The sequence below is a fragment of the Bacillus sp. PK6-16 genome (genome assembly GCF_056530295.1).
The window spans coordinates 3931609-3945768 of the sequence record NZ_CP096511.1 but is presented as its reverse complement, the minus strand read 5'-3'; the positions used below and the strand labels follow the sequence as shown (position 1 = coordinate 3945768).

The following is a 14160-nucleotide window of genomic DNA, read 5'->3' as shown; positions in this document are numbered from 1 at the left end:
TAGCCTATTTTAAAGAAGAACCACGAAACTATATTGACAAAAAAGCGTTCTCATGTGATAATTCAATTAAATTTTTAGAATAATCAAAAAATATTCCTTTTACATAGAAAGGATTCGAACCTTATATGAATATTATGCCGGGGGTGACGAAATGTTATTTTTTCTGAAGAAATGGAATGAATTAAAAGATGTGAAATCTGAATTGGCACTTCGTGATTGGTTTTATGGTACCAAAATTAGCTTATCGCTATGTACGTCAAAAGAGCCGTTAACATTTTTAGTAAATGTTGAGGGAAGAGATAAAGGGCTATTTTCGGAAGAAGATTTTATTGTCGTAAATTGCATGTGCGAGTCAGTATTTGAAAATGAAGAAAAACCAGCTGCAGAGTCATTTATGCATGCGGATATTTATAAAAAAAGTAGTGCAGGATGTATTTTACAAGTGCAGACTGTAGATAGTCATTTAATATCAGAGTTATATGGGGAAGAAGGAGAAGTAACGTTCGATAAACGCAGTGTGGAGCGTGTTTTCGGAAAAGAAGGTATAACAGAAATGACAATTCCAATTGTAGAAGATGAAAAAAAATTCGCTGATTTATTAGAAAGCAATGTTCCGAATTTCATTGAAGGTGGAGGAGTAGTTCTTGTTCATAATTACGGCATGATTGTGTGGGGAAAAACGCCAGAAGAAGCGAAAAAATGGCTAGAGGGTATAGAATATTTAATGAACTATCATGTAAAGTTATTAATGATTAAGGGTGCAAGGAGCTCTGTTATATAAAAATGGATGTGATATGGATACAAGTTAATAAACAAATGAAAGCGTTTTAAAAATAATTTCACTCATAAAATATAGGTCTCCTTATTATATATAGATTACATGTTGACATGTAAGGAGGAACATATTTTGCGAGTTAAATATCATTTTCTGCCAAAGCAGCAAGTAACATTTTGCAAGATAAATGATTCTGGTGAAGAGGCACTGCAAATGATGAACGAAACGGGATTTCGAGCCATCCCGGTATTAGCAGAAGATGAGAAGAAATTCACGGGGATTATTTATAAAGTAGATTTATTAGAAAAAAAATGCAATAGCGGATTAGAGCATGTAAGTGCAGGGGATATGCTTGATGATTCCAATGCATTTATTTTTGAAAAGGATTCATTCTTCAGAGCTTTTTATGTAATTCGTCGGCTTCCGTTTTTAGCCGTGCTAAATGATTATAATGAATTTGTCGGTATGTTAACGCATTCGAATATATTTGATGTTATTGAAGATTCATTTGGTATGCGAACAGGTGGTTATATATTAACAATTGCAACACAAGATTGTAAGGGAACGATTAAAGAGCTTGGGACATTGTTAAAAGCATATAATATCGGTGGCCTATTTACGTTAGATAACGGTGATCAATATATCCGCCGCGTTATTGTAAATATATCAGATGAGTTAGATGAAACAAGATTAAAGCAATTAATCGGAAAAATAGAGAAAAAAGGATTCAGAGTGAGTCATGTAGATTATATTTAAGTTAAAAAAAGTACCTATCTGTTATATATAGATAGGTACTTTTTTGTCCCGCCATTTGTGGGCAGTGAAATCCGAGCCTCAAAATTCAGCGCAAGTAAAGAAGTTAAGTGGGGGGACGGATTGCCCATAAAAGCCCAATTGGTGAGGGCTGATTATATGTGAGTAATGAACTTTATTTTGAAACAGGAGGCGGGGATAATGCTAGATCAGATAAGAAAATAAAGTCTGCATGCTCACGAATTTTAGGGATAGAAGTTTCAATAACGCGTGATGTAATTTCACCTGGAGGGCCCACATGCCCGATAGCTACCATAATAGGTTTTTCTTGAATTTTTTTGATGAGTAATTGGGCTTGTTTTGAAATATGTCCTGCTGTATACACATCATCAAAAAATAGTTGGTTTTCAATAATAGGAACTCCTAATTCTTTTCCAATTTTTGGGACGACACTATTAGGATTCGTTTTACTATCTAAGTAAAATAAACCGTGTTTTTTACAAGCAGCAAGTATAAGGCGAACAATTCTTTCATCCGCTGTTACTTTTGACCCCATATGATTGTTCATTCCAATTGCATGCGGTACTTCTTGAATCGCTTGTTCAAGTCGGTTGTTTATTTCTTCATCGCTTAAATCAGTTGTAATTGCTTTCGGCCCAAGCCATTCTTTTTTACCTTTTATAGGTTCCATTGGCATATGTATAATAACTTCATGGCCTTTCTTATGGGCAGCTATTGCATCTTCTTTTGTGGAAGGAAGAAAAGGCATAACAGCAACAGTGAGTGGAATGGGAAGTGATAACATTTGATTAGTCCCCTTCATATTATTTCCGAAATCATCAATGACAATAGCAACTTTATTCGTATGAGCATTTGCTTGAATAGGAAATAAGAAGGACGGTAAAAACAAAACAATGATGAATAATGCAATCGTATATTTTCGCATATAAATATTTCCTTTCTATTGTTATCCCGCTATTTGTGGGGAGTAAGACTCCCACCTCAACATTGGGCTGGATAGGTGGGAGATTCACTGCCTACCCGATTGGTGAATACTAATAATCAGTGGGGGCTGAACAAAAAACACTGATTAAAGTTTCACTTTATCAATCATCATTATGTTTTGCTTTTTTATATAAATTAAACAAAAAATGTCGAAGAAAAGTAGGTGGAAAATTAAGAATCACCGGTTTACGTAGCATTTATAAAAAAACAAGATGAAAAAAATGTCTATTATTGCGAATGTATTTACAAAGATAGAATAATTTGTAATAATTCTCAAAGTGAGGGTAAAGATTTGTAAATTACAGGGAGAAAATGTTAAAATTTCTGATTCTTCAAATTTGCATATGATTAAGTAGTTAAAAAAGTCAATGGAGAAGTGAAGTTAAGAGCATGGAAGTATAATAAGGGGGATATGGATGTTTACTGTAAAAAGGAAGTACACATTAGAAAAGCTTTCACGTGATATTCATATGAAACGTGAAGAAATGATTCAACTAGGATTAACAAGTGGGCTAAATAGTAGGGAGACAATTCAAGTTAGTCAAGAATTGGACAAGCTTATTTTACAATATCAATGTTATAAAGAAAAACAAACACCGAAATGGTTTTCAATTATAAAAATACCTATTTTCCAAATCGGGTATGAAGGAAAATCAAATAATTTTTGGCGAATGCTTGTCGCTGGTTTTATGAAATAAGTATAATTACCCTTATAGGATAAGGATAATTATACTATGTGTAACGGAATTTCGATATGAACTGTTGTTCCTTCGTTTTCTGTACTGTCAATAAAAATATGCCCATTATACATCTCTACAATTCGTTTACATATGACAAGTCCAAGACCTGTTCCAGTATCTTTATTAGTAAAGAACGGATGAAAGAGGTGTTTTTGAATATGTTGCGGAATCCCTTTTCCAGTATCTATAATCTGCAATTGTGCGTGTGTTTCATTGTTTTTTACTACAATGGTTAGTGTATCACTAGAAGTCATGGCCTCAATTGCATTTTTTGTAATGTTTAAAACCACTTGTTTCATATGGTCTTTCGAACAACGGATATGAACAGGATGGTCTGGCAAATGTAAATAGAATACAATGTTATGTAAATTCGCCTCAGATTGAATAATTAATGCTACCTCATTTAGAATTTTTCTTACATCATACGTTTGCTCGATGATAGCGGTTGGCTTTCCGAGAATAAGAAATTCACTTACAATTTCATTGATTCGCTCTATTTCTTGTTCAATTACGGAAAAGTAGAACTGATCTTGCTCATCTTTATATTTCTCTTTTAATAGAGCGACGAGCCCTTTAATTCCAGTAAGAGGATTACGGATTTCATGTGCTGTACTCGCTGCAAAAGTTCCAACTAATTCAATTTTTTGTAGTTCATTTTGTTGCCTTTCAAGTTTTGTTTGACGTTTTAACAACATATATTGAGCAAGTAAAAATAAAATAGACATTAAAAATAAAGTAGCTATACACTCTATTGCAACCCACTGGTATAAGGTTTTTTGATGAATAGGTAATGGAGAAACAGAGACCTTCCAATTTAATCTTTGGAGTGGGGTAGTAAGCATATTAGAATGCGTATCACTTGTGTCGTTATTATCATCGGTTAGAAAAACTACATCATGTTTATCAGTTACCTCAAAATGGTATTGTGGTTTAATGGCATTTAAAGAAGATGAAATGTAATCAAAGCGTAAACTAGCTAATAATAATCCTGAGAGCTCCTTCTGTTTATTAAATATGGGGGCAGCAATCATAATAGCTTTATGTCCAAGAACGCGATCAGTAATGACTGATGATACAGTGGTTTTTTTAGTTTGGAGCGCGTCTTGAATATATTTACGGTCTGAAACATCTATAGGCTTTGATTCATCTTCAGATGCGATTGTAATGACTCCTTCTGGTGTAGCGTAATATAGACCAGAAAAGCGTGCATCGTTTCCATCTGTATCATGTACAATTTGTTTAATACCATTTATATTACCAGTCTCGGTGCCTACAACTTTTGCAAGCATGTCTAAAGCAGAAATTGCTTCACCAAGATGATGATCCAAATAATCTCTATATAAAAAGAGAACTGTATGAGCAGATAATTTGTTTTCCTGTTTCATTTTATATGTATGATACGAATAAAATGTAGCACCAATCCCTATTGTCGGTAGGATAACAAGCAATATATATACAATTATGCTTTGGAATTTGACTTTCAAATGTGGTACTCCTTCTTTTTTTATTATCATTATATATAAACTATGTTAAAATTGTCATGTTTTTATTCAAGAATGATCCTTAATATATTAGGGGAGAGGAAATGGATGAGTGAATGCTCATTCGGAATTCACAGGAAGTATGAACTGGCATTTTCTTTTTATTGCTGAGAATTTAAGTGAAGGGTTGAAAGTTGTATGACATCAAATAATGAACGAGAAGATATTTCTCAATCTTTAAAAGTATTTATTGCATTATCTCGTGTACATCGTTCTGTTATGGATACTACAAATAAATCTATACAAAGTAACGGGTTAAATCCAACTGAATTTGCTGTATTAGAACTGCTATATCATAAAGGCGGTCAACCACTTCAGCAAATTGGTGAGCGTATTTTAATAGCTAGTGGCAGCATTACATATGTTGTAGATAAGCTGGAGAAAAAGGGATTAGTAAAGAGAATTCCATGTCCGAATGACAGACGTGTTATTTACGCGCAATTAACTGAGTCTGGCGAGAACTTTATTGCTTCTATTTTTCCGGGGCATGAGAAAGTTATACATCAGTCTTTTGAAATGTTAACGAAAGATGAAAAAGATGAATTACTTGATTTATTAAAAAAAATTGGGAAGTATGAAAAATAATATGTTCCAAAGGAGCTTTGGATAAATAAATCCAAGGCTTTTTTATTTGTAATGAACTCAGGGCAATCACTGCCGAAATTTGTTGAAAATTAAGAGGGAATTCAAGAATACGTATTGAATTATAATAAAGGTATGTAATGGAGAGGAGGCTCGTTCATGTCATTTAAAGACTATGAATATAAACGCCCAAATATTGAAGAGTTAAAAGAGAAATTTACTGTTGCTTTAGAGAAGTTTGATAACGCAAAAACTGTAGAAGAACAAAAACAAGTCATTCATTCAATTAATGAGATTCGCAACGATTTTGGTACAATGGGAAACCTTTGTTACATTCGCCATTCTGTTGATACGACGGATACTTTTTATAAGGAGGAGCAGGATTTCTTTGATGAATTCTCTCCAGTTGTACAAGGATATGGTACAAAATATTATAAGGCACTCATTAATTCTCCATTTCGTGAAGAATTAGAGGCGTATTATGGAAAACAATTATTTGCTCTAGCAGAATGTGATTTAAAAACATATTCAGATGAAGTCGTGAAAGATTTACAATTAGAAAATAAATTATCATCGCAATATACACAGTTATTAGCATCTGCAAAAATTGACTTTGCTGGAGAAGAAAGAACGTTATCGCAACTGATTCCGTTTATGCAAGGAAAAGAAAGAAGCGAACGTAAAGCATCAAGTGAAGCATACTACGGATTTTTAGCTGGAAATGAGGAAGAACTAGATCGTATTTATGATGAGCTTGTTAAAGTGAGAACGAAAATCGCAAAATCTTTAGGTTTCAAAAACTTTGTTGAACTTGGATATGCAAGAATGTACCGTACAGATTATAATGCGGAGATGGTGGCTAATTACCGTCAGCAAGTGCTAGATTATATCGTTCCCGTTACAACGGAATTAAGAAAGCGACAACAAGCACGTATCGGTGTAGAGAAGTTAGCTTATTACGACGAAAACTTTGAGTTTGCTACAGGTAACCCAACTCCAAAAGGAGATGCGGATTGGATTGTTGATCATGGAAAGACAATGTATAAAGAGTTATCGGCTGAAACAGATGAATTTTTCAATTTCATGCTAGATAATGATTTATTAGATTTAGTTGCGAAAAAAGGAAAAGCTGGTGGCGGATATTGTACATATATTGAGAATTATAAAGCGCCATTTATTTTCTCAAACTTCAATGGAACATCTGGTGACATTGATGTATTAACACATGAAGCAGGTCATGCTTTCCAAGTATATGAAAGTCGTAAATTTGAAATTCCAGAATATAATTGGCCAACATATGAGGCGTGTGAAATCCACTCTATGAGTATGGAATTCTTTACATGGCCATGGATGAAGCTATTCTTTGAAGAAGATGCAGATAAATATTACTTCTCTCACTTAAGTTCAGCACTTCTGTTTTTACCTTATGGTGTATCTGTTGATGAATATCAACATTATGTATATGAAAATCCTGAAGCATCACCTGAAGAGCGTAAGACAGCATGGCGTAACATAGAGAAGAAATATTTACCACATCGTGATTATGAGGAGAATGATTATTTAGAGCGCGGTGGTTTTTGGCAACGTCAAGGGCATATTTATAGCTCACCGTTCTATTATATTGATTACACGCTTGCTCAAATTTGTGCGCTACAATTTTGGAAACGTGCAAGAGATAATAGACAAGAGGCGTGGGAAGATTATGTGAATCTGTGCCAACAAGGTGGAAGTAAATCGTTCTTAGAATTAGTAGAGGTTGCAAATTTAACATCACCATTTGCTGAAGGCTGTGTGAAAAGTGTTATTACAGAAATTGAAGCATGGTTACATGCGATTGACGACACAAAATTGTAAAAAACATGCGATTTTTTTCACATGTTTAACATCGACATAATGGGAAAATGATGAGATAATAAAAGAAAATTCAGAATACTAAAGGGGTGTTTCTAATAAGGAGCACCTCTTTTCACCAACAAAAGGGGGGAACAAGTATGCTTCAATCTAATATGGATGTAAGTTTAGAAAGTTTAGTAAATTCATTACAGGCTACTCGAAGCACGCTATTATCAGAAATTGAAATGTTAAATGACACAGAAGTGAATGTAAAGCCACGCCGTGATAAATGGAGTATTATTCAAATTTTACACCACTTGCATTTAGTTGAACAATCTGTCACGTCTGCCCTTGTATATGCTTTACAAAAAAATGAAAGAAACATGACTCCATTTAAAGACCTCCAACTTACGCTTGATCGCACACATAAACGAGAAGCTCCTCAGCAAATGCAACCAACAGAAACTTTAATGAAAAAACAGCAAGGAATTCAATTGCTAGAACATTCACGCCAAGAACTATTACACGCGCTTCATAGTGTTATAGATGAAAAAGATTTATTTGAAAATGGATTAAAGCATCCTGTTTTTAATGATCTGAATTTGTATCAATGGGTTCAATTTCTTGATTTGCATGAACAAAGACATCTTACGCAGTTAAAAGAGGCGAAACATGCAATTTTGCAACGCTAAAGTGGAAGAAGTGGGAAACCACTTCTTTTTTGATACGTGCATAGTTTTCTTTCTTATTTTGGAATACTACATGGAGAAAGAAAAGAAGGAGTTGAAAAAACATGTCTAAGAAGAAGCGAGAAGAAGAGCGCGCCTGGAAAGCACGTAAAGAAAATCAACAACCGCACGGAAAAGTGAAAGCTTTTGCTGAATTAGTTGAAGGAACAGAAAAAACGTGATGAGTATTTCATCACGTTTTTTGTATGAGTGGAAAAGTTAATAAAAAGGTTGTACCGATTCCTTTTTCACTTATAATATCAATTTTTCCATTCATAGCTTGAACAACACTGAATACGACCATCATTCCAAGTCCAGTACCTTTTTCTTTCGTTGAATAAAAGGGCGAACCAAGACGTTTTACTTGTTCTGAATCCATACCGACTCCTGTATCTTTTATATATAACTGAATATGCTTATGATCAGGAACTAATGTGAAATAAAGATCACCGCCTTTTGGCATAGCCTCAATGCAATTTTTTAAAATATTTAATAAACATTGATTTAGTTTTTGCTTTTCTCCAGCGATAAAAAAAGAAGTGCTTTGCTTTATATAATGAGTACGTACATTTGTTAAATTAGCAAGCGGTGTAATTAACGACAATGCATGTAGTAATTCTTCTTCTAACTGTAATGTTTGTTCTTTTTCAATGCTTGGTTTAGCAAAGGTTAAATAATCTGTAAGAACATGATTTGCTTGTTCGATGCCATTAATGGCAATGTCGATATATAATTTTCGTTCCTGCTCAGTGCATGTATCTGATTGTAATAGTTGTAAAAAACCTTTCGTTGAAGTTAATGGATTGCGAATTTCATGAGAGATAGACGCTGCCATTTCACCAATTAAATGAAACTTTTCAGCATTTATAAGTTCATTTTGGAGACGAACTTGAGTTTGTAATATGTGTAGTAAATATAAAATTAGAATCGTACCAAGCATTGAACATAATTCATACACAATAATATGCGGTATATAATCAGTCTTATTTGTAACCTTTGAAAGGAAGAAGGGTATCCAACTAAATCCGTATGTGAGACTGTAGATAATAGCAAGTGTTATTTTTATACGATTAGAAGTTCGATTGAAAAATTTATATGTTAATAATAGAACAATAAATAGAAGAACAGAACCGATAAGAGATGGGAAAACACCTACCCCACCTAATAATAAGCGATATATGTTTAATACAACTAAGATAGAACCACCAGCAATAGGCCCTCCCGTTAATGTACCGACAATTAATACAATATGGCGCATATCAAATTGAAAACCATTATTTGTTTTTGCTGCAAATGTAATACAGAGTACGGTAGCAAGGCAACAGAGTACAATGAATATAGCTGAATTTAATTTAGGAGAGCGTTTCCCTTTTTGATTCCAAAATAAATGATATACGAGCATTGTAATCAGGATGAATAATATATTTAAAAAGAGATAAATAATAAAGGATTTCAGTGGGATGCCTCCTCTCTTCTTATATTAAATTAATCATACTATAAAATGAAAGAAATGAAATAATAAATAGCTGAAAAATCAGAAATTTTTACGCTAGTATACAATATGTTACAATAAGCTGTGTCAATGAAAGAAGAAATTCCGTGCACCGCGCGGGAGAGGTTCGCGAACTCCCTCTATAAAAAACTATGGAAACAACAATATCCTTAGGTATTGTTTTGTTTTTTTATTGTGACAGTTCAAGAACGTTCTTTCTTCTTATTTATAGTAGAGAAGGAGAATGAGTGAAATGAAAAAAGAAAAAGCAGTTGTTGTTTTTAGTGGAGGACAAGATAGTACGACATGTTTATTTTGGGCAATAGAGCAGTTTGCAGAGGTAGAAGCTGTAACGTTTAATTACAATCAACGTCATAAGCTAGAAATTGATTGTGCAGCGGAAATTGCAAAAGAACTAGGAATAAAGCATACGGTACTAGATATGAGTCTATTAAATCAACTTGCTCCAAATGCGTTAACGAGAAAGGATATGGAGATTACACATGAAGAAGGTGAATTGCCATCGACATTTGTAGATGGACGAAATTTACTCTTCTTATCATTTGCTGCTGTATTAGCAAAACAAGTTGGAGCACGTCATATTGTAACGGGTGTATGTGAAACTGATTTCAGTGGTTATCCAGACTGCCGTGACGTGTTTGTGAAATCGTTAAATGTTACTTTAAATTTATCTATGGATTACCCGTTTGTCATTCACACGCCACTTATGTGGATTGATAAGGCTGAAACATGGAAATTATCAGATGAACTTGGAGCATTTGAGTTTGTTCGAGAAAAAACATTAACATGTTATAACGGAATCATTGGTGATGGTTGCGGTGAATGTCCAGCATGTCAACTTCGTAAAGCAGGATTAGATACGTACCTACAAGAACGCGAAGGAGCGAACAACTAATGGATAACTTTTTTGGATTTCGCATCGTAGAGAATTTGCAAAAAATGGAAAAGGATATTCGGCGTAAACAACTCAAATACCATAATAAAAGAGTAATGGTCAGCAAGGAATTTACATTTGATGCAGCACACCATTTACACTGTTATGAAGGGAAATGTAAAAACTTACATGGTCACACATATAAAGTTGTATTTGGAATTAGTGGATATGTAAATGAAATAGGTCTTGCAATTGACTTTGGAGATATAAAAGAAATTTGGAAGAATGAAATAGAAATTTATCTAGATCATCGTTATTTAAACGAAACGTTACCTGCAATGAATACGACTGCTGAAAATATGGTCGTTTGGATTTATGAAAAGATGGCAGAAGCACTAACAAAAGAGAATCGAGTGAACGAATATAAAGGAGCTCGCGTTGAATTTGTTCGTCTATTTGAGACGCCGACTAGTTATGCGGAAGTAAGACGGGAGTGGATGCTTGATGAGTAAAATCCCTGTCTTAGAAATATTCGGTCCGACTATTCAAGGTGAAGGAATGGTTGTAGGGCAAAAGACAATGTTTATCCGTACAGCTGGTTGTGATTATAGCTGTGCTTGGTGTGATTCTGCTTTTACGTGGGATGGATCAGCTAAAGATCAAATTAGACAGATGACACCAGAAGATATTTGGGATGAGCTTGTTGCAATTGGAGGAGAAAATTTTTCTCATGTTACGATTTCAGGTGGAAATCCGGCATTACTAAAAAATATTGAGTTTCTTCTTTCTGTATTAAAAGAAAATGGAATGCGAACGGCAATTGAAACGCAAGGGAGTAAATGGCAAGATTGGTTACTTCAAATTGATGAGATAACAATTTCTCCAAAACCACCAAGTTCAACGATGAAAACAGATTTTCAGAGGTTAGATGCTATTATTCAGAAACTAGCAGGAAAAGATATTAGTTTAAAAGTAGTAGTATTCGATGATCATGATTTTGAATATGCAGTTAAGATGCACGAACGTTATCCAAAGGTACCATTTTTCTTACAAGTAGGAAACGATGATACAAAAACAGTGGATGATGCGATGCTTATAAAAAAATTATTAGATAAGTATGAATGGCTGATTGATAAAGCTGTAAATTGTAAAGCGATGAATGATGCAAAAGTATTGCCTCAGCTTCATGCGTTAGTATGGGGAAATAAGCGCGGCGTATAACGAGAAGGGATGTTTAAAATGACAGGAAGATTAGATGAAGATTTAAAAGATGTAACATTACTAGGGAATCAAAATACAAAATATTTATTTGAATATAGCCCAGAAATATTAGAGGTATTTGATAATAATCATCCAAACCGTGATTATTTTGTAAAATTCAATTGTCCTGAATTTACAAGTTTATGCCCGAAAACAGGACAACCAGATTTTGCAACAATTTATATTAGCTATATTCCAGAGCAAAAAATGGTAGAGAGTAAATCTTTAAAGTTGTATTTATTTAGTTTCCGCAATCATGGTGATTTCCATGAAGATTGCATGAACGTTATTATGAACGATTTAATTAAATTAATGGATCCACGTTATATTGAGGTATGGGGGAAATTCACACCACGTGGTGGCATTTCAATTGATCCATACTGCAACTACGGGCGCCCAGGGACGAAGTATGAACAAATGGCTGATTACCGCATGATGAACCACGATCTATATCCGGAAACAATTGATAATCGTTAATAGAAAGAAAGGGCCTGTATAGTATACAGGCCCTTTCTTTCTATTATATTATGCATTTTGATTAATGACAGTATAGTTTTTATGACTTACAACTGTAAGAGGTTCCATATCTAGTTCTCTAAAATTCTTCATAATTGTTATATCAACAATAACAGAGTTTTGATTTACTTTTTGAACACGGCCTTGCATTCCACCTTTAAATTCGATGATATCTCCAGTTTCTGCGATCTGCATAAGCAACTCTCCTTGTTACAGTTTTCCCAAAAAAAGAATAAATTTGGGTTTTTTTATTTCCTCCTATTTTGAACCATATTTCCTACTTTGTAAATGTTTCCAAAGTAAAAATTCGAAAAATATTCACTTTTTGTAAGAAAATATGTAGAAAATCCATGTTTTTTGAAAAAAATAGCAAAAATGCGAGAATCTTTATATCGAGGTATAATGAAAAAGTAGAATAACCTGCTGAAGTGGGAGAAATTAGAGGCGGTAAAATGATGTTTGAATTTGTGGGGAGTGTTATAGCTTTAATTTTATTTTTATTTTCTTATATGCATTTAAAAAAGATTCGTCAATATGATACGAGTACATATTTTGATGGGATGGATGGTATCCATGCTTCGATAACACATGATAGTGGTGGGGAGATGTAAAGGTATATAACTTTATTTTCTTGCGTGGCATGATGTTTAGAACTAGTGCATAATAGAGTTCATAAGTGATGAATGGAGAGTGAAAAGAATGAAGATTTCTTTTATTCGTCATGGTCGCTTAGATTGTACTATAGAACCAATGACGGTTACATCCTTTCATGAATGGATAAAAGGATATGACTTACATACTATAACAGAAAAACAACCTATACCATTGGAAACAAGAGAAGCGGTTGAAGTAGCGAAATTGATTGTAACGAGTGATCAAAAGTGTGCTGTACAGTCAGCAGCTGAATTAATGGATTCTTTATGTTTTATACAAAATTCTCTTTTTAGGGAAGCGGCAGTTCCGGCGAGCTTTTATGCGCCAAAATGGTTGAAGTGTAAACTTAACGTATGGATGTGTATTGGACGAGCATTATGGATACTTGGTTACCATAAAAATGTTGAATCTTATAAGGAAGTAAGAGAGAGGGCAAGGCAAGCAGCTTACGTATTACATCGTTATGCTCTCGTACATGGAAGTATTGCTCTTGTAGGTCATAATTATTTTAATTCGATGATTGGAACGGAACTGAGGGCAATAGGATGGTCTGGTTCGCCTATTTTGCATAGAAAGCCATGGGGATGTACAACATATACGTTTCACGAGGCGATGGATGGAAATATATTAAATACGAATTTAACATAAAAGCACACGATTTATATAAATCGTGTGCTTTCTTTTTAAGATACAGAAATTTTGACGTTTAATGGTTTTACGAGATGAGCATAAGGTTCGCCTACTAGCATAACAATTTCATCTTTTTTATAACCTAACTTTTCGTAAAGTGAATAGGCGCGTGTGTTTTCTAAATTAACAAGTAAAGCGATTTTTTCATGCCCTTTTTCAGTTGCATAGATTTCGGCAGCTTCAATTAATTTAGAACCGATACCTTTTCCGCCGTGTGCACTTGAAACTGATAGTGTATCAATGTAATACTCATCAAGCTCAGCTTCTTTTTCTAACGTAATTGATTCATCTTTATGTAATTCTCTTAAGTGATGTACAATTGGTGCGTCAAGCTGTGTTGCTTCACTACCGTGATAAGCGACAATAACTCCAACTGCACTCTCGTCTTGTTCATAGACAAAACAGTTTTCGTAGCTCAGACGGTTATTTTCTTTTGAGAACCATGTCTCAAGTCCTAGTAATACTTCTGCTTCATCTGTGCTACCTGTGATTTTTTCAGCAATTTCATGCAGAGCATTATACAATAAAGGAGCTATTGCCATTGCATCTGTCTTTTTTGCTTTCCGAATCATAGTATCCCTCCTAGTTCTATTTGTATATTGTAGCATAGTGGTATGGAACTTTGCATAATTGAATGCCGAAATGTTTGATATAGAGAAGTAGCTATGTTAGTATATGATATTTAGTGGACATATA

General features: G+C 34.0%; 18 protein-coding genes and 1 riboswitch. Of the genes, 13 read left to right on the top strand and 5 right to left on the bottom strand.

Features of this window, described 5'->3' with window-relative positions; genetic code table 11:
• Nucleotides 1-151: 151 nt before the first annotated feature.
• Complete coding sequence (locus tag M1D66_RS20220) at nt 152-781, top strand: class II aldolase/adducin family protein (protein ID WP_000896006.1); 630 nt, start codon at nt 152-154, stop codon at nt 779-781.
• Between the two features lie 126 nt (nt 782-907).
• A complete protein-coding gene (cbpA, locus tag M1D66_RS20215; protein ID WP_001264208.1) occupies nt 908-1531 on the top strand; it encodes a cyclic di-AMP binding protein CbpA in 624 nt (207 codons plus the stop codon).
• Between the two features lie 172 nt (nt 1532-1703).
• On the opposite strand, the gene M1D66_RS20210 is transcribed toward cbpA, so the two are convergent.
• A complete protein-coding gene (locus M1D66_RS20210; protein WP_001234107.1) occupies nt 1704-2474 on the bottom strand; it encodes a divergent polysaccharide deacetylase family protein in 771 nt (256 codons plus the stop codon).
• Between the two features lie 475 nt (nt 2475-2949).
• Here M1D66_RS20210 and M1D66_RS20205 point away from each other — a divergent pair, with 475 nt between their 5' ends.
• On the top strand, nt 2950-3231 hold the full coding sequence (locus M1D66_RS20205) for an aspartyl-phosphate phosphatase Spo0E family protein (RefSeq protein WP_000495536.1): 282 nt from the start codon (nt 2950-2952) through the stop codon (nt 3229-3231).
• Nucleotides 3232-3260: 29 nt separating this feature from the next.
• Here the strand turns inward: M1D66_RS20205 and M1D66_RS20200 are convergent, their stop codons facing one another.
• Nucleotides 3261-4757 carry a DUF3149 domain-containing protein gene (locus M1D66_RS20200; RefSeq protein ID WP_000865069.1) on the bottom strand — a complete coding sequence of 499 codons (1497 nt, stop codon included), beginning with the start codon at nt 4755-4757 and terminating at the stop codon, nt 3261-3263.
• A gap of 195 nt (nt 4758-4952) precedes the next feature.
• Here M1D66_RS20200 and M1D66_RS20195 point away from each other — a divergent pair, with 195 nt between their 5' ends.
• The 4 genes from M1D66_RS20195 (at nt 4953) to M1D66_RS20180 (ending at nt 8139) form a co-directional block, all read left to right on the top strand.
• A complete protein-coding gene (locus tag M1D66_RS20195) occupies nt 4953-5399 on the top strand; it encodes a MarR family winged helix-turn-helix transcriptional regulator (RefSeq protein WP_000203336.1) in 447 nt (148 codons plus the stop codon).
• Between the two features lie 156 nt (nt 5400-5555).
• A complete protein-coding gene (locus tag M1D66_RS20190; protein ID WP_242554720.1) occupies nt 5556-7250 on the top strand; it encodes a M3 family oligoendopeptidase in 1695 nt (564 codons plus the stop codon).
• A 137-nt stretch (nt 7251-7387) separates the two neighbouring features.
• On the top strand, nt 7388-7921 hold the full coding sequence (locus tag M1D66_RS20185; RefSeq protein WP_000941961.1) for a DinB family protein: 534 nt from the start codon (nt 7388-7390) through the stop codon (nt 7919-7921).
• A gap of 101 nt (nt 7922-8022) precedes the next feature.
• Nucleotides 8023-8139 carry a DUF6254 family protein gene (locus tag M1D66_RS20180; RefSeq protein WP_000038355.1) on the top strand — a complete coding sequence of 39 codons (117 nt, stop codon included), beginning with the start codon at nt 8023-8025 and terminating at the stop codon, nt 8137-8139.
• Nucleotides 8140-8150: 11 nt separating this feature from the next.
• On the opposite strand, the gene kinB is transcribed toward M1D66_RS20180, so the two are convergent.
• A complete protein-coding gene (gene kinB / locus M1D66_RS20175) occupies nt 8151-9359 on the bottom strand; it encodes a sporulation sensor histidine kinase KinB (RefSeq protein WP_048655979.1) in 1209 nt (402 codons plus the stop codon).
• Between the two features lie 206 nt (nt 9360-9565).
• Nucleotides 9566-9609, top strand: a riboswitch (PreQ1 riboswitch).
• 93 nt (nt 9610-9702) lie between these two features.
• Here kinB and queC point away from each other — a divergent pair.
• The 4 genes from queC to queF are packed head-to-tail and all read left to right on the top strand — an operon-like array spanning nt 9703 to nt 12081.
• A complete protein-coding gene (gene queC, locus M1D66_RS20170) occupies nt 9703-10365 on the top strand; it encodes a 7-cyano-7-deazaguanine synthase QueC (protein ID WP_242554719.1) in 663 nt (220 codons plus the stop codon).
• Nucleotides 10365-10856 carry a 6-carboxytetrahydropterin synthase QueD gene (queD, locus tag M1D66_RS20165; protein WP_242554718.1) on the top strand — a complete coding sequence of 164 codons (492 nt, stop codon included), beginning with the start codon at nt 10365-10367 and terminating at the stop codon, nt 10854-10856. Before queC ends, queD begins: the two co-directional genes overlap by 1 nt.
• Nucleotides 10849-11565, top strand: a complete 717-nt coding sequence (gene queE / locus M1D66_RS20160) for a 7-carboxy-7-deazaguanine synthase QueE (protein WP_242555035.1) — start codon at nt 10849-10851, stop codon at nt 11563-11565. Before queD ends, queE begins: the two co-directional genes overlap by 8 nt.
• An 18-nt stretch (nt 11566-11583) precedes the next feature.
• Nucleotides 11584-12081 carry a preQ(1) synthase gene (gene queF, locus M1D66_RS20155; RefSeq protein ID WP_001986050.1) on the top strand — a complete coding sequence of 166 codons (498 nt, stop codon included), beginning with the start codon at nt 11584-11586 and terminating at the stop codon, nt 12079-12081.
• A gap of 48 nt (nt 12082-12129) precedes the next feature.
• On the opposite strand, the gene M1D66_RS20150 is transcribed toward queF, so the two are convergent.
• A complete protein-coding gene (locus tag M1D66_RS20150) occupies nt 12130-12315 on the bottom strand; it encodes a YkvS family protein (protein ID WP_001165082.1) in 186 nt (61 codons plus the stop codon).
• 233 nt (nt 12316-12548) lie between these two features.
• On the opposite strand from M1D66_RS20150, the gene M1D66_RS20145 reads away from it, so the two are divergent.
• A complete protein-coding gene (locus M1D66_RS20145; protein WP_002004691.1) occupies nt 12549-12731 on the top strand; it encodes a hypothetical protein in 183 nt (60 codons plus the stop codon).
• A gap of 88 nt (nt 12732-12819) precedes the next feature.
• The gene (locus tag M1D66_RS20140) at nt 12820-13422 is read left to right on the top strand and encodes a histidine phosphatase family protein (protein ID WP_242320615.1); all 603 of its coding nucleotides are present in this window, start codon (nt 12820-12822) and stop codon (nt 13420-13422) included.
• A gap of 35 nt (nt 13423-13457) precedes the next feature.
• Here M1D66_RS20140 and M1D66_RS20135 read toward each other — a convergent pair whose 3' ends face one another.
• Nucleotides 13458-14036 (bottom strand): GNAT family N-acetyltransferase, encoded by a 579-nt coding sequence (locus tag M1D66_RS20135; RefSeq protein ID WP_000619542.1) that lies wholly within the window; start codon nt 14034-14036, stop codon nt 13458-13460.
• Between the last annotated feature and the right edge of the window lie 124 nt (nt 14037-14160).